The 16,207-nt window shown below is 58.1% G+C and carries 19 protein-coding genes and 1 tRNA gene; 7 read left to right on the top strand and 13 right to left on the bottom strand.

What is annotated here, in order from left to right:
* Window positions 1-37 precede the first annotated feature (37 nt).
* Window positions 38-1,561: a glucose-6-phosphate dehydrogenase gene (gene zwf / locus DXY02_RS06530; RefSeq protein WP_114988557.1), complete on the bottom strand. Its 1,524-nt coding sequence runs from the start codon at window positions 1,559-1,561 to the stop codon at window positions 38-40.
* Between the two features lie 168 nt (window positions 1,562-1,729).
* Window positions 1,730-2,920, bottom strand: coding sequence for an FAD-binding oxidoreductase (locus tag DXY02_RS06525; RefSeq protein WP_114988556.1), 1,191 nt, complete (start codon window positions 2,918-2,920; stop codon window positions 1,730-1,732).
* 161 nt (window positions 2,921-3,081) lie between these two features.
* On the opposite strand from DXY02_RS06525, the gene DXY02_RS06520 reads away from it, so the two are divergent.
* Complete coding sequence (locus tag DXY02_RS06520) at window positions 3,082-3,603, top strand: SRPBCC family protein (protein ID WP_114988555.1); 522 nt, start codon at window positions 3,082-3,084, stop codon at window positions 3,601-3,603.
* 126 nt (window positions 3,604-3,729) lie between these two features.
* Here the strand turns inward: DXY02_RS06520 and DXY02_RS06515 are convergent.
* Together DXY02_RS06515 and DXY02_RS06510 are read right to left on the bottom strand one after the other, a co-directional pair.
* Window positions 3,730-3,802, bottom strand: a tRNA-Glu gene (locus DXY02_RS06515).
* A 47-nt stretch (window positions 3,803-3,849) separates the two neighbouring features.
* The gene (locus DXY02_RS06510; RefSeq protein WP_006850655.1) at window positions 3,850-5,001 is read right to left on the bottom strand and encodes a histidine kinase; all 1,152 of its coding nucleotides are present in this window, start codon (window positions 4,999-5,001) and stop codon (window positions 3,850-3,852) included.
* 107 nt (window positions 5,002-5,108) lie between these two features.
* Here DXY02_RS06510 and DXY02_RS06505 point away from each other — a divergent pair, with 107 nt between their 5' ends.
* The 3 genes from DXY02_RS06505 to pepN all read left to right on the top strand — a co-directional run bounded on the left by DXY02_RS06505 (window position 5,109) and on the right by pepN (window position 9,017).
* Window positions 5,109-5,696, top strand: coding sequence for a hypothetical protein (locus DXY02_RS06505; protein ID WP_114988554.1), 588 nt, complete (start codon window positions 5,109-5,111; stop codon window positions 5,694-5,696).
* A gap of 132 nt (window positions 5,697-5,828) precedes the next feature.
* Window positions 5,829-6,239 (top strand): cAMP phosphodiesterase, encoded by a 411-nt coding sequence (locus DXY02_RS06500; RefSeq protein ID WP_244276181.1) that lies wholly within the window; start codon window positions 5,829-5,831, stop codon window positions 6,237-6,239.
* A gap of 174 nt (window positions 6,240-6,413) precedes the next feature.
* Window positions 6,414-9,017 carry an aminopeptidase N gene (pepN, locus tag DXY02_RS06495; RefSeq protein WP_114988552.1) on the top strand — a complete coding sequence of 868 codons (2,604 nt, stop codon included), beginning with the start codon at window positions 6,414-6,416 and terminating at the stop codon, window positions 9,015-9,017.
* Here pepN and DXY02_RS06490 read toward each other — a convergent pair.
* The 6 genes from DXY02_RS06490 to DXY02_RS06470 form a co-directional block, all read right to left on the bottom strand.
* Entirely contained in the window at window positions 9,007-9,216 is a 210-nt protein-coding gene (locus tag DXY02_RS06490; protein WP_114988551.1) for a transcriptional regulator, read from the bottom strand. The genes pepN and DXY02_RS06490 overlap by 11 nt on opposite strands.
* A 48-nt stretch (window positions 9,217-9,264) precedes the next feature.
* A complete protein-coding gene (locus DXY02_RS06485; RefSeq protein WP_244276180.1) occupies window positions 9,265-9,558 on the bottom strand; it encodes a hypothetical protein in 294 nt (97 codons plus the stop codon).
* Between the two features lie 17 nt (window positions 9,559-9,575).
* A complete protein-coding gene (locus DXY02_RS06480) occupies window positions 9,576-9,764 on the bottom strand; it encodes a hypothetical protein (protein WP_244276179.1) in 189 nt (62 codons plus the stop codon).
* Between the two features lie 89 nt (window positions 9,765-9,853).
* A complete protein-coding gene (locus tag DXY02_RS12215; protein ID WP_137024457.1) occupies window positions 9,854-10,090 on the bottom strand; it encodes a hypothetical protein in 237 nt (78 codons plus the stop codon).
* Between the two features lie 75 nt (window positions 10,091-10,165).
* Complete coding sequence (locus DXY02_RS13205; protein WP_371640002.1) at window positions 10,166-10,333, bottom strand: DUF4278 domain-containing protein; 168 nt, start codon at window positions 10,331-10,333, stop codon at window positions 10,166-10,168.
* A gap of 252 nt (window positions 10,334-10,585) precedes the next feature.
* A complete protein-coding gene (locus DXY02_RS06470; RefSeq protein ID WP_114988642.1) occupies window positions 10,586-10,984 on the bottom strand; it encodes a hypothetical protein in 399 nt (132 codons plus the stop codon).
* Between the two features lie 440 nt (window positions 10,985-11,424).
* Here DXY02_RS06470 and DXY02_RS12210 point away from each other — a divergent pair, with 440 nt between their 5' ends.
* A complete protein-coding gene (locus tag DXY02_RS12210; RefSeq protein ID WP_137024455.1) occupies window positions 11,425-11,868 on the top strand; it encodes a hypothetical protein in 444 nt (147 codons plus the stop codon).
* Here the strand turns inward: DXY02_RS12210 and DXY02_RS12205 are convergent.
* Together DXY02_RS12205 and DXY02_RS06465 are read right to left on the bottom strand one after the other, a co-directional pair.
* The gene (locus DXY02_RS12205; RefSeq protein ID WP_137024453.1) at window positions 11,865-12,677 is read right to left on the bottom strand and encodes a hypothetical protein; all 813 of its coding nucleotides are present in this window, start codon (window positions 12,675-12,677) and stop codon (window positions 11,865-11,867) included. The two genes, DXY02_RS12210 and DXY02_RS12205, sit on opposite strands and share 4 nt — an antisense overlap.
* Before the next feature lie 251 nt (window positions 12,678-12,928).
* Complete coding sequence (locus tag DXY02_RS06465) at window positions 12,929-13,213, bottom strand: hypothetical protein (RefSeq protein ID WP_244276178.1); 285 nt, start codon at window positions 13,211-13,213, stop codon at window positions 12,929-12,931.
* Window positions 13,214-13,297: 84 nt separating this feature from the next.
* Between DXY02_RS06465 and DXY02_RS06460 the strand changes: the two genes are divergently transcribed.
* Window positions 13,298-14,029 (top strand): peroxiredoxin-like family protein, encoded by a 732-nt coding sequence (locus DXY02_RS06460; RefSeq protein ID WP_114988548.1) that lies wholly within the window; start codon window positions 13,298-13,300, stop codon window positions 14,027-14,029.
* 29 nt (window positions 14,030-14,058) lie between these two features.
* Here DXY02_RS06460 and DXY02_RS06455 read toward each other — a convergent pair whose 3' ends face one another.
* The gene (locus DXY02_RS06455; protein ID WP_114988547.1) at window positions 14,059-14,598 is read right to left on the bottom strand and encodes a rhomboid family intramembrane serine protease; all 540 of its coding nucleotides are present in this window, start codon (window positions 14,596-14,598) and stop codon (window positions 14,059-14,061) included.
* Window positions 14,599-14,642: 44 nt separating this feature from the next.
* On the opposite strand from DXY02_RS06455, the gene DXY02_RS06450 reads away from it, so the two are divergent.
* Window positions 14,643-16,178, top strand: coding sequence for an NAD(P)/FAD-dependent oxidoreductase (locus DXY02_RS06450; protein ID WP_114988546.1), 1,536 nt, complete (start codon window positions 14,643-14,645; stop codon window positions 16,176-16,178).
* The last annotated feature ends 29 nt before the right edge of the window (window positions 16,179-16,207 follow it).

Genomic DNA, 16,207 nt, shown 5'->3' with positions numbered 1-16,207 from the left:
GTGGAGAGCTGAACAACAGGGCTGTGAACGTGTGCGGTCAGGGGCGTCGCCAGAGCAGTCCGTCCTTCGCCAGCAGGGCATCCGCGGCGGCCGGTCCCCAGGTGCGGGATTCGTAGGGATGAACCGGCAGCTGCCAGGGACTGTCTTCAATCAGTTCCAGCAGCGGGGTGTAGAGCCGCCATGCCGCTTCCACCTCATCGCTGCGGGTGAACAGGGTGGGGTCGCTGAGCATGGCGTCAGCCAGGAGCCGCACATAGCCCTCATCGGAGGGCTCCCCGAAGGATTCGTCGTAGGAGAACTCCATGTCGATCGGGCGGCTGCGCATGCCAGATCCGGGTGACTTCACTTCGAAGCGGAATTCGGCCCCCTCATCCGGTTGGATGCGCAGGATCAGCTGATTGGCCGTGGGGCCTCCGGTGGCTGCATCAAACAGATGCACCGGTGCTTCACGGAAGGTGAGCACCACCTCACTGGTGCGCTTGGCCAGCCGTTTGCCGGTGCGCACATAGAAAGGAACTCCCTGCCAGCGCCAGTTGTCGATGAACAGCTTCATCGCCACGTAGGTCTCGGTGGTGCTGTTGGGATCCACACCGGGTTCATGGCGGTATCCGGCCAGGGGTGATTCCGCGGAACCACCGGGTCCGTATTGGCCACGGATGCAGCAGTTCCAGGGTTCGAGCTCATCGGCCAGGCGGGCGGCCTGGAGCACCTTGGCCTTTTCGTTGCGGATGGCCTCCGGGTCAAAGCGCCCGGGTGGTTCCATGGCGGTGATCGCCAGCATCTGGGTCAGGTGGTTCTGCACCATGTCCCGCAGGGCACCGGCCGATTCGTAGTACCCGGCCCTTTCCTCCACGCCAACCGTTTCTGCGGCGGTGATCTGAACACTGGAGATGTAATTGCGGTTCCAGATCGGCTCGAAGATCGTGTTGGCAAACCGCAGAACCATGATGTTCTGGACGGTTTCCTTGCCTAGGTAATGGTCGATGCGAAAGATCTGGTTCTCCTGACCGCAGGCCTGCACCACGCGATTGAGGGCCTGGGCACTGCCGTAGTCGCGTCCGAAGGGTTTCTCGATCACCACCCGGCTGCGTTTGGGGTCCTTCAACAGGCCAGCGTCGGCCAGTGAACGGCAGCCACTGCCATAGAACTTGGGGGAGACGGAGAGATAAAAGGTGCGGTTGCCGCGGGTGGCGCACTGTTGATCGATCTGCTCCAGCCGACCGCCCAGCCGCACAACATCCTCTGGTTGTTGAAGGTCGACCGGCTCGTAGAACAACTTGCCCACGAACTGCTCCCAGGCCTGGGGATCGTCCTCGATCGTGCTGGCCAGTGCCTCCGCCATCTTTCCGCGGAACTCCTCGTCACTCCATGGCCGTCGCGCACAGCCAAGCAGGGCGAACTCACTGGGCAGACGCCGTTGCTTGAACAGTTCAAACAGGGCTGGCACCAGTTTGCGGTGGGTTAGATCACCGCTGGCGCCGAAGATCACCAGACACTGCGGCGCGATCACGCGCTCCTGACGCAGTCCAACCCTGAGGGGATTAGTCATCGTGGCAACCATGGAGTGTCCAGGCTTCTGAAGCTGGTTTAGGCACGGAACCGGCAACAGACATGGACTCGCCGCTTTGTTTCCGTGTTGGCGTCAGCGTTTGTTGCCAACCCAAAAAAAAGTCCACCCCTCGGGGTGGACTGGAAACGATCGTTGGCTGATGGATCAGCGCTTGGTCGATCAATAGGTTTCCACGTGCCAGCGGTCAGCCTTCTTGAGCTGAGGGCGCAGTTCGGACCAGTCGAGCCCTTTGGCGGCCGCGGCGGCGGTCATGGCTTCGTCGATGCCCGGCTCCATGCCGCGCAGACCGCACATGTACACATGGGTCTTGGGGTCTTCGATCATCGCGAAGATCTCTTCAGCGTGCTCCAGAACGCGGTCCTGGATGTACATCCGGCCGCCCTTGGCGTTCTGCTGTTCCCGACTGATCGCTTTGGTGTAGCGGAAGTTGTCGGGATACTCCTTCTCGTAGTGGAGGAAGTCCTCGTCGTAGAGCAGGTTGGCGGTTTTGGGTGCGCCCATGAACAACCAGGCTTTGCCGCGGAATTTCCAGCCGTTGGCTTCCTGTTCACGGGGCTCGAACATGCGACGCAGGTAGGTGCGCATCGGAGCGATGCCGGTGCCCGTCGCCAGCATGATGATGTTGGCGTCCTCGTCGTCAGGGAGAAGCATCTCCTTCCCGACCGGACCGGTGATCTTCACCTTGGTGCCGGGTTCGATGTCGCAGAGGTAGGTGGAGCAGACGCCATAGATCTGCTCACCGGCATCGTTCTTGTACTCGAGCTGGCGAACACAGAGGGAGACCGTGTTGCCCTCCAGGTTGTCGCCGTGGCGGGTGCTGGCGATGGAGTACAGGCGCAGCTTGTGGGGCTTGCCGTTGGCGTCTTCCCCTTCGGGAATGATGCCGATGCTCTGGCCCTCGATGTACTTCAGCTGCGGGTCGCCGCCGGCCAGGTCAAAGGTGATGTGCTGCACACGGCCGATCGCACCGTCCTTGAGCAGGGAGTAGTTCTCCGTGACCGTGCCCATGAACGGTGTTTTGGGCTTGTAGGTGTTGACCGGAACGTCGGCGTGGGGCTTCTTCTTCGGGGCGCTTGACGTCACGGCTTTCTTGGCGGGTTTTTTGGCGGGTTGTTTGGCAGGTGCCGGGGTGCTGGCAACAGGAGCGGCGGGACGCTCTTCGCTTGCACCATTCACAGAAACGATCTTGGCGCCAGTGGCCCCCAATCGTTTGAAAAGTGCGGAAAACTGGTTCATCGCAACGGTGTAGGTCCGCACGACGGACGGGTTGGAGCCGACCTGGGGACCACTGGCCACAACAGTGAACAGAGCCTCATTGCAGTGCTCTGACGCTGCATTGGACACCCGCATAGAAATCACCTGCCTTTGGTGGCGCGACTATAGGCGTGGCCTTTGATTTCACACAAAAAGGTTGCTGTTCGGAACAGAATCTGATGTGATCCAGGCGACCTCATTAAGATCCTCGGGTTCGGCCCCTCATCTCGGCGTCTCTTTTGGTTTTCCCCCAGACAATGTTTGGACGAGGGCTTCAAACCTCCGCAGATTCAGGGACTGCGATCGAGCAGACGATGGAGCGGCTGCCCCAAGGGACGCGGCGTCTGGCAGCTGAACTCAAATCTCCACTGCCTGTTCAGCTTCTCTGGGACGTGCTGACGGATTACGAGAATCTGTCCCGTTTCATTCCCAACCTCAGCACCAGTGAGCTGATTCAGCGCCAGGGTCAGACGGTGCGCCTTCAACAGGTGGGCAGCCAGCAGCTGCTGGGTCTTCGCTTCTCGGCCCAGGTTCAGCTGGAGCTGACGGAATACCGCCAAGACGGACTGCTGCAGTTCCGCATGGTGAAAGGGGATTTTCGACGTTTTGAAGGGTCCTGGCAGATCCGCCAGCGTCCCGATGGCAGCTCACTGCTCTATGAGCTGACGGTTCAAGGCTGTCTTGGCATGCCGATCGGTCTGATCGAGGAGCGGCTGCGGGACGATCTCTCGAGCAACCTCAACGCCGTTGTGCAGGAAGCCCACCGCAGAAACAGCTGAACAAGCAGCGAGGGCGCAGCGGATTCAATGCAAACCAACTGAATGGATGTTTTGGAGCTTGAAAAGCGCCAAAACACTTGAATTGGTACTCAATTCATCATCAAAACGGGTCTGATGATGACGTCATACCCCCAAGGGGATTCGAACCCCTGTCGCCTCCGTGAAAGGGAGGTGTCCTAGGCCTCTAGACGATGGGGGCGAGGCCGTAGTCAGCGAGCGGTCTGTGCTCCTGATCACTTGTGAACACTAGGGCTTGGTCGGACCCTCCGTCAAGACAGCTTGACCCCATTCGACACCTTGTCCTTGCCAGATCGGCACCGTGAAGGTGAAGCAGGCGCCTTCGCCAGGGTCCGAAACCACCCAGATTTTGCCGCCGTGCACTTCAACGATGCGGCGGCAGACCGACAGCCCCACGCCGTAACCGGTGGTTTGATCAGAGGTTTGCGGCAGCCGCACCCGATCCAGAAAAATTCGCTGCTGTTCCGTTTCCGGAATGCCCGGGCCGCTGTCACAAACGCTCACCTCCACCCGCTGGCTGGTGCGGTGCAGCATCGTGAGTGAGATGTGCCCGCCGTCGTTGGTGTATTTCAGGGCGTTTTCGAGCAGATTCAGGAGCACCTGGCGCATGCGGCGCTGATCAGCGAAAACCTTGGGCAGGTCAGCGGGAATGTCGGTTTTGATTTCGACGTTGCGCCCCAGCCACAATTTTTCGAGCTCGAGGATCACTTCGGCTGAAACGCTGGCAAGGTCAAGCCGTTGAGGGTTGAACAGGGTTTCCCATCGGGTGGTGCCCACCTCCAACAAATCCTTCGACAGCGCCTCCATCTCCTGTAGGCGGCGGGTGATCACATCCTGAAAGCGATCCATGTCGATCTGGCCCAGCTTCTGGCTTTGCAGGGCCAAGGCCGCTGCCGTGAGTGGGGTGCGCAGTTCATGGGCCACCATGCGCAACAGGCGTTCCTGGGCACTAACGCGATCGATCAGCGTTTCGTTCTCCTGGCGCAGCACCAGCAGCTGATCCTCCAGTTGGAGTTCCTTCTGGGTGCGACTGCCGTCGAGTTCGGTGGGCCTGAGGCTGAGGCCAAGGCCGCTCACCACCCCATCCTGTTTCCAGCGGGGCACCCATCCTTTGAGTTGCTGAAGAATGTTGCTTCCCGCGAACACCTGCTTGGGGTTGGGCGCCAATTTGATCAGCGCTGGCGTCACCACGAGGCGATGCAGCTCAAGCAGTTCAGGTTGCTGGGCGGGATCGGCTACTTGCAGGGTGACTTCGAAGCCCAGGTCCTCCCGTTCCAGGAACTGCACCAGCGATCGGAGGTCCTGACCCGACAGGTGATGTCGAGCAGCCACCAGCAACAGCTTCAGGGTTTGACGTGTCTTGGGAGCGTCCTTGACCACGCGGACTGCAAGACAGCAAAACCGATGCTCACCTTATGGGTTTTTGACTGCACCGCCAGCAGCGCTAAGACGAACAGGAACACTCCGTTGCGTCATTGACGCGGTCCATGTCGCTTTTTTCTGCGCAAAACCGTGTTCCTCTGACCGTTCCCGGCGGAGTGGCTGCCCAGCCTTCGATTCAGGTGGATAGCAACCTGCGCCGCTGGTTCAGCCGCAATCTGGGCTTGTGGCGTTCCCGGCGGCAATACACCTTCAGTGACGACCAGGTTCTCCACTTGGACATGAACCTGAAAATGGAGGCGTTCGCACACCCCGAGGTGGGTGAGAGCCGCTACCGCTTCAGCTGGTGGTCTGACCAGGAGGACCAGCATTCCGACGAATTCTTTGCCCGCAAACCCTGGTTTGAACGCAGTGGCGTGATGGAAGCCACGTTGTGGGGCCATCAACTCCAGAGAAGTCGTGGTTATTTGACGGGAGACCCGGTGCGCACTCGGCTGCGTCAGGTGGATGAGCACGAAACCATCCTCGAATCCCACTACCAGCAGTGGGACATCCTTGAGCACATTCGCCTTGTCGATCAGGACCGCTACCGCTACCGCGCCATCTACAGCTGGGAGAACGGTGATCTCTCGATCGTTGAGCACCACCATGAGATTCGAATGTCAGATCCCCTGCCACTGATCGAGGACGACTGATCGAAGACGATTGATCGAGGACGACTCAACGGCGCCGTTGTGCTGATGTCCCAGTTCAACAACCGCGCCTAAAGGCGGCAAGAGGCATCTGTTGACAGTAAATTTGATGTATTAATCAATTTCCGAAGGAAAGTGCTCATTCGCTCTTTAATAGCATCTTCGTTGGTATTTTTTGCACCATTTTTTGCCCCTCAAGTCGCAGATGCTCAGCAGAAAAAAAATCAAATAATTCCCGCTACTAACGCAGATGTTGCGACCTACCGAATGATGTCTGCAGTAACATTTTGTGAGGCGAGGGCAAGGGAGATTGATTTCGACAAATCTGTCGCGATTGCCCTTGCTGGACAGCACAATGCTTTTTACACTAAGCATGGTGGTAAGGCGGTGGGTGTTGATAAAAAAATTACTGAGCGGCAGTTCTTTAATAGTGCTGGCTTTTCTCTTGTAGCTGCTGCCTTGAACTTCTGTCCAAAAAGCGTCCCGGAAAAGCAAAAGCAAGAATTTGAAAAAGCTGCTGCTTCGTTGAAGCCTTCGAAAAAATAAGATCTTCTTGAGCTCTAAAGATCAAAAACGTCTGGCCTTCTGAGTTCAGGCGTTTTTTTGCGTCTGTTCCTCTGCTCTGATGCCGTTGCTTGCTTGATGGTCGGCAGCTTGGCTGAAACGTCCCGGTTTTGAGCGTCGTCCGTCAGGATCGTTCGGTCCTCGCGTGGTTCGGCCATGACTGCAGCTGCTTCGATTCGTCTGGCGGACTACACGCCGTGGGCCTTTGAACTCCCTTCCATCGTCCTGGATGTGAACATCCAGGACGACCATGTCGCCGTTGCCTCCAGGCTCAGCCTTGAACCGCGTCGGCCTGGAGAGCCCTTGGTGCTGTGCGGCGTTGATCTGGCGATCGAATCCCTGGTGATCGACCAGGCGCCGTTGTCGCCAGAGGAATACAGCTTTGCCGACGGACGTCTCACCATCCCCAACGTGCCGGACCAGCCGTTTGTGCTGGAAACCCGTTGCCGTCTGGATCCCTACTCCAACAGTTCGCTCGAAGGCCTGTACGCCAGTGGTGGTCTGCTGAGCACCCAGTGCGAGGCCGAGGGATTCCGGCGCATCAGCCTGCACCCTGATCGTCCGGATGTGCTGAGCCGCTGGCAGGTGCGGATTGAGGCCAGCCGCAGCAGCTGCCCTGTGCTGTTGAGCAATGGCAATGCAGTTCAGGAGGGATCCGTCGGCGCTGATCGTCATGCGGTCACGTGGGATGACCCCTTCCCCAAGCCCTCCTATCTGTTCGCCCTGGTGGCCGGAGACCTCAGGGAGATTCGTGATCACTACACAACGGCGTCGGGTCGGCGGGTCACCCTGCGTTTGCATGTGGAGGAGGGGGATGAACCCTTCACGGCCCATGCCATGGCTTCGTTGAAACGATCCATGCAATGGGATGAATTGGTTTACAACCTTGAATACGACCTGGATGAATACAACATCGTCGCCGTCCGTCACTTCAATATGGGCGCGATGGAAAACAAGAGTCTGAATATTTTCAACTCAAAGCTTGTTCTGGCGGATGCGGAAACGGCCACCGATGCAGAACTTGAGCGCATCGAAAGTGTGATTGCCCATGAATACTTCCACAACTGGAGCGGAAATCGAATCACCTGCCGGGATTGGTTCCAGCTGTCGCTCAAAGAAGGCCTGACGGTGTTCCGTGATCAGTGCTTTACCGCGGATTTGCATTCGGAGGCGGTGAAGCGCATTGAGGATGTGGCGATGTTGCGCAACACCCAATTCCGTGAGGATGCTGGCCCGACGGCCCACCCGGTGAAGCCAGCGGAATACCAGGCGATCGATAACTTCTACACAACAACCATCTACGAAAAAGGTGCGGAATTGATCCGCATGCTGCGCACCCTGCTGGGACCCGAGCGGTTCATGAAGGGAATGGAGGTGTACGTGAAACGTTTCGATGGCACAGCCGCCACGACGGAAGACTTCGTTCAGGCGATCGCCGATGGTGCCACCAGCCAGGGCGAGCCACTGGGCTTTGATCTGGACCGCTTCAAACGCTGGTATCACCAGGCAGGAACTCCGGAACTCAGCATTGATCGGCAGTGGAACCCTGAATCGGGTGAGCTCACGGTGGACTTGCACCAGGCGACGCCTCCGACGCCGGGACAAGCGGACAAACAGCCCCTGGTGCTGCCGGTTGCCATGGCCTTGGTGGGGGAGCAAGGCCGTGTTGGTGACGAGCAGCTGCTGGTGATGGAGGCTGAGCGCGCCAGCATCACCCTGCAGGGCCAGCCGGGCGACACCCCTCCTGCCCTTTCGGTGCTCCGCCGCTTCTCGGCGCCGGTGCACGTGCGTCTCGATCAGCCGTTGGAGGAGTGCCTGCAGCTGTTGGCTTCCGATGATGACCCGTTCTGCCGCTGGGATGCGGCCCAGCGCCTGGCACGCCAGGTGCTGTTGGCGCGGGCTGAAAACGAGCCGAAGCCTGCCGTGGAAGCGGCGCTGATTCAGGCCCTTGATCAGCGGATCTGTGCCTACGACGGTGGTGATGGCATGGATCTGGCGGCGCTGCTGGCGCTGCCGGGCATGGCGGAACTGGAGGCGTTGCAATCCCCGGTGGATCCGCTGGCGCTGGATCAAGCCTTCCGGGCGTGGACCCATGAGATGGGCGTTCAATTGCAGTCGTCCCTGCGTCGCCTTCTGGAGCTGGCCCGGGCTGACTGGACCCTGGCTTGGCCGGCGGGTCAGGGCGGCCGGGCCCTGACCGCCTTGGCCTGGCGCTGGCTTGCCGCGGCTGGTGATGCCACGGTTCAAGCGGAGGCATTGGCTGCTGTTTCCGGCCCCTCGATGACCCTGGCACGGGGAGCCCTGCGGGCCTTGCTGCCGCAGGAAAGCGCCGAGCGTGAGCAGGCGATGGCGCTGTTCTACGAGCGTTGGCAAGACAAGCCCGTGATCCTGGATGCCTGGTTCGCGATGGAGGCATCAGCCCCCAGGTCCAACGCGTTGGAGCGGGTTCAACAGCTGCTGGAGCACCCGCGCTTCGATCCCCTGGCGCCCAATTCCCTTCGCGCTGTTCTCGGTGGATTCACCGCCAATGTTCAGGCGTTTCACGCCATCGATGGCAGTGGTTACCGGTTCATGGCGGAGCAGATCGCAGCGGTCGACTCCCGCAATCCGATCACCGCATCACGGATGGCCAAGGTGTTCAGTCGCTGCGGTAGTTACGGCCCCGAGCGCCAAACGGTCATGCGTCAGGCCATCGACCAGCTGGCCGCCAAGCCTTTGTCGGCGAACACCGCTGAGGTGGTGCAGTTGCTCACGACGTGACCACCACCAGCACGATCACCGCGATCAGCAGGATCACCAGCCAGCGTTTTGCGTTGCTGCGCCGCCTGCTGTGCGGTGTGGACCGTGCAGCTCGGCTACCGGCCGCAAGGCCGCAGCTCTGACAGACCAGCCGCCCGGCCATGGATCGGTCGGCACGAAACCGGCGGCTTCCGCAGTTCTGGCAGACGGTGACGGCCAAGGTCTCTCGATCAGCGCTTCACCAGCTTGCCTGGCGTGAGCCAGTGAGTCATACAGCCAGCCAGTCAGTCCCGTTGCCAGCCATCGCAGCCGGCTTTGGCGCGTTGGCGCGTTGGCGCTTGGTGCGCCGGTAGCTCTCGTTCTGTTCGGCCAGAGCATCACTCGCCGCAGCGACAGCCGTGCTGTCCTTGCCTTCCGCAATGATCAAACGGTTGATGGCCATGGCGTTGCCCAGGCGATTCAGCACCTGATCGATCAAGCGACACTGATCAAATTCGGCGCGCCCCGCAGCCGGGATCCCCAGCAGGATCAGGCTCCACCACGCAGCACGCCAGCCTTTCATCGATCAGCTCAGGGGCTCTAGGTGATGGTGCACTGATAGCGGCTGCTGGCTCCCACATCAATGCTCTTGCAAGTGGTGTTGGTGATCGTTGCCCCTTTCGGGATCACCCGCATCGCCTCAGCGGTGGCGAACTGCTCGGACGGCCCTTGGGCTGTGGCTCGCTTGCCACCTGCAAAAGCCATGGATCCCAGAAGGATGCTGGCCATCAACAGCGCCGCGTTTCGCATCGTTAGGGCCCGAAGGGGGTTCTCCTTTCGGTTTGCACAGAACGCTTCCAAGTGACAGCCGTGCTGCACTAGCAGCCACCCCGGCACCAGCGTTGGCGTTGCGGCCTTGGTTCAGCGTTGGCTTCGCTGGCTGGACTCGGTGCAGGGATTGGAGGTGGCGGCAACAACCCTGCGGGCTGAACGGGAAGACGTCGCGACCCCCATGCGGCATCGAAGGGAACCACCACGAGGGGGATCGGTTCCGCACTCTTTGCCGGCCAGGCCAAAGCACTGGACGCGATCAGGACTGTGATCAGAAGTCTCATCGCGCCATTGTGCCGATCCCGCAGCGTTATGCCGTCACGTCGGCTGCGTTCTTAGTGCCCTGCCCCAAGGCCTCTTCAGACTTTGGAGTAGGAGACGCCGCGGTAGGTGAGAGCAACGCTATTGCGAACGGATTTGATCTGCTCAGCCCGATATCTTTTACCCATGTATTTCAGTTGGATTGTTGGCCGCGTCGACACTGCTTCTGTTTTTGCATATTTGTTGCCCAAGAAAGTGAGTTCCATGGCGTGAATAGGGATGAGTAAAAACTTTTTGAGTTCTACGTTCTCGCCCGAATGCAGCAAGGTTCCGCTTGATATCTTGCTCTTTAGTCATTGTTAAGGCTGCGTCAGCTTGATACAAGTTCTGCTACTAACCCTGCAATGACAGGAGAAAGGGGTTGATTCGACTTGTGGGACTTTGTGTTTGTTGATGTGAAGCCGTTGAAATATTTATTGGTTTTGTGTGCGCTGTTTAACTTGTCTTGATTGATTCTCTCAGGCTTCAGGCTTGGAGCGCTCCTCTGTTTGCGCTTTGCTGCAGCGTTGGCATGCAGCAATCCTGTCTTTGTGGTGTTCCGGCAGCGTTAGCCGGAATGGGTCCACGTCAAATTCGTAGCCACAGGAGCAGCGGGCATGGAACTTCAGTTTTTTCGCTTTTTTGAGTCGCTTTAAAAGGGTGACGTTGCCAAAAACTTGATCGGGCTTGAACCGCTCCAGCTTGGTGCGTTCCTCCGGCGCATGCTTGACCCGGGCCTTGTGCAGGGCGTTGCGCACGGAGTTTTCACTGCCTTTGCCCAGGATCTTGGGTATCTGCAGGATCGATCGCCCTTCCTGCAGATACAGACGCTTGATCTCCTCGATCTCAGCACCTGTGAAGCCAGATTTCTTGCCCACCTGCTTCCTGCCTTTGATTTGAGTCTTTCGTTTGCTGGCCAAGTGTGCAGGTGAAAGCCACACAACTGAGACCCTCTCTTAACTTACGTTATTGGCGGCTAACAACCAGCATGGTGTACTGCCACTAGTGGCACCAGTTAATGGCTGCTCTGCTTTTCGTGGTCAGAAGCGGAGTTGCGCCTACATATCAGCAACTCACTGCTGGTGTTCTTCAGTCTTCCACTCTCCCCACTAGTGGTTGCTTGAAGCTTTGGGGGGAATTGCTAGAAGCCTTGCAATCTGTATCAGAGCAATGGGTGTGTCGCGCGGAGCAGGGCTTATCCATTTGGTTTGAATATTACTAATTCAGCTCGAGAGCTAGATATGAAAAGTTGTCTTAACAGAGCTTCTTTGACATATGTCAATTATTTCATCACACTGGTGATAGTCATGTCATCCACGTGAAACGTTTTCTTCTAGCTCTATTAGTTCTATCTTCGCCGGCCTTGGCTGATTTGGGTCCGGCTGATATCAGGCCTGGAATAGAGGTGACTCCATCGAAAGTGAGTCTCAGCGCCTGGTGTGTCAGTAAATATTCCGATTGTCAAGTAGAAGTAGATGGTAGTTCTATTTCAGTTAATCGAGGCGGTGGAGTCAAGTTAGAGAGAATAGTTGCATGGAAAAGAACTGATCGGTTTAGAGATTATTCTGGTTTTATTGGCGCTCATCATCTATATGAGTATGAACTTAAATATTTGGCTGACGACAAGGGTGTTGCGATGGCTAAATTTGTTTTTCAGAACTCTCGCTCATCGGACAAATTTTACCAATTTTTAAAGAGCATGGCTGGGAGCAAAGAAGTTCGCTGCGAATATAACTTTGAGACTAGAAGTGTTGATTGTTAGTTCAGTATAATAGATTCACCTGTTCTTGTGTTGTATCGATATCTTACCTTGGGAAAAGAGCATAAGCTTGGTGATACAGTTTTATTCGCTGAGATTCCGTTTCGCGTATAAGTTATACGCACCGGCCTATTGCTCTTTGCTGCATTCCCAAGTAGCTCGTAATCATATCTGTCGTCTCCAATTGAAAATCCTTGGCCATCAAAAGATTGAAGTTCGTCACCTTTTAAGAAGCCCGCTTTGGCAAAAGCACATCCAGGAATAACTCGAAGAATCTCTAAGGCTCTTTCGCCTTTTAAGGGCTTTGGTACAAAGCCGAATGAAACTTTTCTCTGAGCTTTGCTTTCTGTGATTATAAACCCTTTGTTTATTTCGTCTTCCGATAAGCCATTTTGGCAAGAGTTGTTTTTGCCGACTTCAGGTTCTACAAGTGGGCATCTTTCGTCTGAAGTCGCTCTTAAAGGGGAGCCTGCGAATTGCAAGGTATTGCCACCTCTGCAAGACCAGCCTTTACCTCCCAGTCGAGAATCATGCCCTCGATAATTAGGGATGCAAATTACTTTTTCGCAGTATCCAGCCCCTGAATATGCATGGGTGGATGGACAGGAGTTTCCCGATGTTCTAATCATGTCTATGTCGACGCTCTGTCTGTTGGAAGGAGTGCTGCTGCCAGTCATCGCTTTGACGCAGCCTAAATAATCTTTTGCCTCTATGCATAGCTTATGAATAGCCGGATCGACTTCAGATGCTGCTGCAACTGCTCCCATGTTTATGGCAGCGGATGTAAGGCAGATGGTGAGTAATTTTTTCATTTGCTCAAGCTTTTAGAGTAGCGGCTATGTCGTTGTGTCTATTTTGCAGTTGGAAGTCTAATGAGCAATAGTGCGACTTCATGTTTTTATCAGGCATGAGATTTCGTGATTATTCTAAATGGTGTTCCTCTTGCTTAGCCGCTTGCCCCGTAGGCGTGAAAGGGTATGGATTAAGTTAAGTAGGGAGGACTCAAGTGATCAAATATGCGAATGTGGCACTACTCTTTCGTTGAACTGAATGAGTTTATCGGTTACCACGTTTTCTTAATTAGATCTATCTCTTGTGAATAGGTGTGGCTTCTGATCCGTGGTGAAAGGGTGACATTGCCAAAAACTTGATCGGGCTTGAACCGCTCCAGCTTGGTGCGTTCCTCCGGTGCATGCTTCACCCGGGCCTTGTGCAGGGCGTTGCGCACGGAGTTTTCACTGCCTTTGCCCAGGATCTTGGGGATCTGCAGGATCGATCGCCCTTCCTGCAGATACAGACGCTTGATCTCTTCGATCTCAGCACTTGTGAAGCCAGATTTCTTGCCCACCTGCTTCTTGCCTTTGATTTGAGTCTCTCAGGCGGTGTGCAAGCGCCATCCACGTTTTCGGAGGCGAAATGTCAGCCTGTCGGGATGATTCCACTGGACCCACTGCTGCGACGGCTGGCCGGAGTTGCCGGCATGGAAAGCGGCTGCAAGCGCCTTGTTGTTGTGCAGGGCCAGCTGGGGGATTTCGACTCGATCGAATACGCCCAGGCGCTGGTGCCAAGGCTTCCCCAGTTGGCGGCAGCAGGGGTCAAGGTTCAGCTCTTTGGCATCGGCAACGCCGCCAGTGCCGAACGCTTCGCGGCCTTCACCGGCTTTCCCCTGCAGCAGCTGATCGCTGATCCATCACCCAAGTTGCATCAGGTCCTGGGGTTGGAGGCCGGCCTCAAGCTCCCCGGTGGGCCCTGGCCTGGTTTTCTGCTGATGTGCGCCGGCGTGGGTTCGCCGGGCACCCTGCGCGAGGTGCTGCGCGGTTACACCGGAGATCGCTCGGCGGCCCAGATCTTCGACGATGAAGAGTGGGTTGAAGCCTTTCCTCTGCCGCGCTTCCGGGGGGCTCTGTTCCGCCAGGCCGGTGGTGCCGGGTTCCAGCGACCGTTTGAGCTCGCCACCAAGCGTTTGCGCAACATGAATGAAGTGCTCCGCAACTGGCGCACCTACGTGCCCTGTGACGACTACATCACCCAGCGCGGCGCCACCGTGTTGCTCGACTCCGATGACAGCGTGATCTATTGCCACCGCGATCAAAGCCTGCTCGGCTACTCCGCCACCATGGAGCGCCCCTTGGCGTTTCTCGATGAGGTTCTGGCCGAGGGCTGAGCTCAACCGGTGTCTTCAACCGGGTGTCCTTAATTGGCGGTGGGCTCGCGATACACCGCAAGAGCTGCCACAAGGCCGCCGATGAATCCTGCGCTGTGGCCGATCCAGCTGACGTCAGCGGGTGAGACACCGGGGATTAAGGCGATCAGGGCTGAGCCGTAAAGCCAGAACGCCACCAGGCCCAGAGCGATGGAGAGGATGCGGCGTTCCAGCCAGCCGATCAGCAGCAGATAGCCCAGTAGTCCGTACACCACGCCTGAGAGTCCATGGCTGCGGGCGGGCCAGAACAGGGCCACCGGAATGTTGATCAGCAGCACCGACAGCCAGACGCTCAGGTAATCGCGCATCCCTCGGCTGAGCACCAGCCAGCTCAGGGGCAGAAACGCCAGGCTGTTGGAGATCAGATGCCCGAAGCCGGCATGGCTGAATGGCGCTGTGATCACCCCCCACCACGGTTGATCCGGCCCCATCAGCAGGTTCCACTGCCCTGCAAACAGCAGTTGGTCGATCAGCTCCTGCCCCCAGGCCAAGGCCAGGATCAGCAGGGGGAGCAGCAGTCGAGTGCGCATCGTCTTGCGCCAATGACCACAATGATGACGCGGATGCTGAGCGGATGATCAGAAGCGACGTCGACGTTCTGGTGATCGGCAGCGGTATCGGTGGGCTCTGTGCCGCAGGTTTGTGTGCCCGTGCCGGCCGTGAGGTGCTGGTGCTGGAAGCCCATCACCAACCCGGTGGAGCCGCCCATGGCTTTCAACGCCAGGGGTATCACTTCGAATCCGGTCCATCCCTCTGGAGTGGCCTGGGGCGTTGGCCCAGCAGCAATCCCCTGGCCCAGGTGTTGCGCGCGCTGGGGCAGACCGTGGAGGTGATTCCCTATCGCAGCTGGGATGTGCTGTTGCCGGAAGGGGATCTGAGCATCGCCGTTGGGCACGACGACTTTGAGGCTGTGGTGCGCAGCCTGCGCGGCCCCGAAGTGGCCGCCGAATGGCGGCGTTTTGTGGAGGCGCTTCAGCCGATTGCCGCCGCTGCCGATGCTTTGCCCTTGCTGGCCCTGCGGCCTGGGGTGGATGGCATGGCGCAACTGCTGAAGCGCGGAGGACGTCTGTTGCCGCACCTTGCGGCGATGCGTCACCTCTCCGGTTCCTTTGGGCCTCTGGTGGATCGTCACCTCAGCGATCCTTTCCTGCGCCATTGGGTGGATCTGCTCTCCTTCCTGATCAGCGGCATGCCGATGGGAGACACCAACGCCGCAGCCATGGCCACGCTGTTCGGCGAGTGGTTTGAGCCGGATGCCCATCTCGACTATCCCGTTGGCGGCAGTGCAGCGGTGGTTGAGGCCCTGGTGCGTGGCTTGAAAGCTCATGGCGGCAGCCTGCACACCGGCAAGGCGGTGCAGCAGCTGCGGGTGGAGGGGGATCGTGTGGTGGGGGTGACGTTGGCCGATGGAACGCAGATTGCGGCGCGGCAGGTGATCTGCAATGCCGACATCTGGTCCACCCTTGCTCTGTTGCCGGAGTCCGTGGCGCCGAAGTGGCAGCGTCAGCGTCAGGCTACGCCGGCTTGCAACGGCTTCCTGCATCTGCATCTGGGCTTTGATGCCACGGGGCTGGAGGATCTGCCGATCCACACCGTCTGGGTCGACGACTGGGAGCGTGGGATCGACGCCGAGCGCAATGCGGTGGTGTTGTCGATTCCGTCGGTGTTGGATTCCTCGATGGCACCGGCCGGTCGCCATGTGCTGCATGCCTACACACCGGCCAGCGAACCCTGGGAGCTCTGGGCTGATCAGGAGCGCGATAGTGCGGCGTATCAGCAGAGAAAACAGGAGCGATGTGCTGTGTTCTGGCGGGTGCTGGAACGCCGTATTCCCGACATCCGCGACCGCTGTGAGCTGATCATGGAGGGAACGCCGCTGACCCACAGCCATTTCCTCAATGTTCATCAGGGCAGCTATGGCCCTGCCCTTTCAGCAGCTGAAGGCCTCTTTCCGGGCGTGACGACGCCCCTGGCCAATTTCTGGCTGTGTGGTGCCAGCACCTTCCCCGGGATCGGCATTCCCCCCGTGGCGGCGAGTGGTGCCATGGCGGCCCATGCCGTCCTCGGCCGGGAGATGCAAAACAGTCTGCTGCGGGAGCTGGAGCTTTGAAGCAGCTGCGTCATAACCTCGCTCTGGAA

Origin of the sequence: Synechococcus sp. N19 (assembly GCF_900474045.1) — a bacterium.
Taxonomy (GTDB): domain Bacteria; phylum Cyanobacteriota; class Cyanobacteriia; order PCC-6307; family Cyanobiaceae; genus Parasynechococcus.
Note: the sequence above shows the minus strand (reverse complement) of the source record. Positions and strands in the feature narration are given on the sequence as shown.

Bases quoted from the DNA above. Each gene is read 5' to 3' on its own strand.
- zwf (WP_114988557.1), bottom strand. From the start codon at position 1,561: ATGGTTGCCACGATGACTAATCCCCTCAGGGTTGGACTGCGTCAGGAG.
- DXY02_RS06525 (WP_114988556.1), bottom strand. From the start codon at position 2,920: ATGCGGGTGTCCAATGCAGCGTCAGAGCACTGCAATGAGGCTCTGTTC.
- DXY02_RS06520 (WP_114988555.1), top strand. From the start codon at position 3,082: ATGTTTGGACGAGGGCTTCAAACCTCCGCAGATTCAGGGACTGCGATC.
- DXY02_RS06505 (WP_114988554.1), top strand. From the start codon at position 5,109: ATGTCGCTTTTTTCTGCGCAAAACCGTGTTCCTCTGACCGTTCCCGGC.
- pepN (WP_114988552.1), top strand. From the start codon at position 6,414: ATGACTGCAGCTGCTTCGATTCGTCTGGCGGACTACACGCCGTGGGCC.
- DXY02_RS06485 (WP_244276180.1), bottom strand. From the start codon at position 9,558: ATGAAAGGCTGGCGTGCTGCGTGGTGGAGCCTGATCCTGCTGGGGATC.
- DXY02_RS06480 (WP_244276179.1), bottom strand. From the start codon at position 9,764: ATGGCCAGCATCCTTCTGGGATCCATGGCTTTTGCAGGTGGCAAGCGA.
- DXY02_RS12215 (WP_137024457.1), bottom strand. From the start codon at position 10,090: ATGAGACTTCTGATCACAGTCCTGATCGCGTCCAGTGCTTTGGCCTGG.
- DXY02_RS13205 (WP_371640002.1), bottom strand. From the start codon at position 10,333: ATGGAACTCACTTTCTTGGGCAACAAATATGCAAAAACAGAAGCAGTG.
- DXY02_RS12205 (WP_137024453.1), bottom strand. From the start codon at position 12,677: ATGAAAAAATTACTCACCATCTGCCTTACATCCGCTGCCATAAACATG.
- DXY02_RS06460 (WP_114988548.1), top strand. From the start codon at position 13,298: ATGATTCCACTGGACCCACTGCTGCGACGGCTGGCCGGAGTTGCCGGC.
- DXY02_RS06455 (WP_114988547.1), bottom strand. From the start codon at position 14,598: ATGCGCACTCGACTGCTGCTCCCCCTGCTGATCCTGGCCTTGGCCTGG.
- DXY02_RS06450 (WP_114988546.1), top strand. From the start codon at position 14,643: ATGATCAGAAGCGACGTCGACGTTCTGGTGATCGGCAGCGGTATCGGT.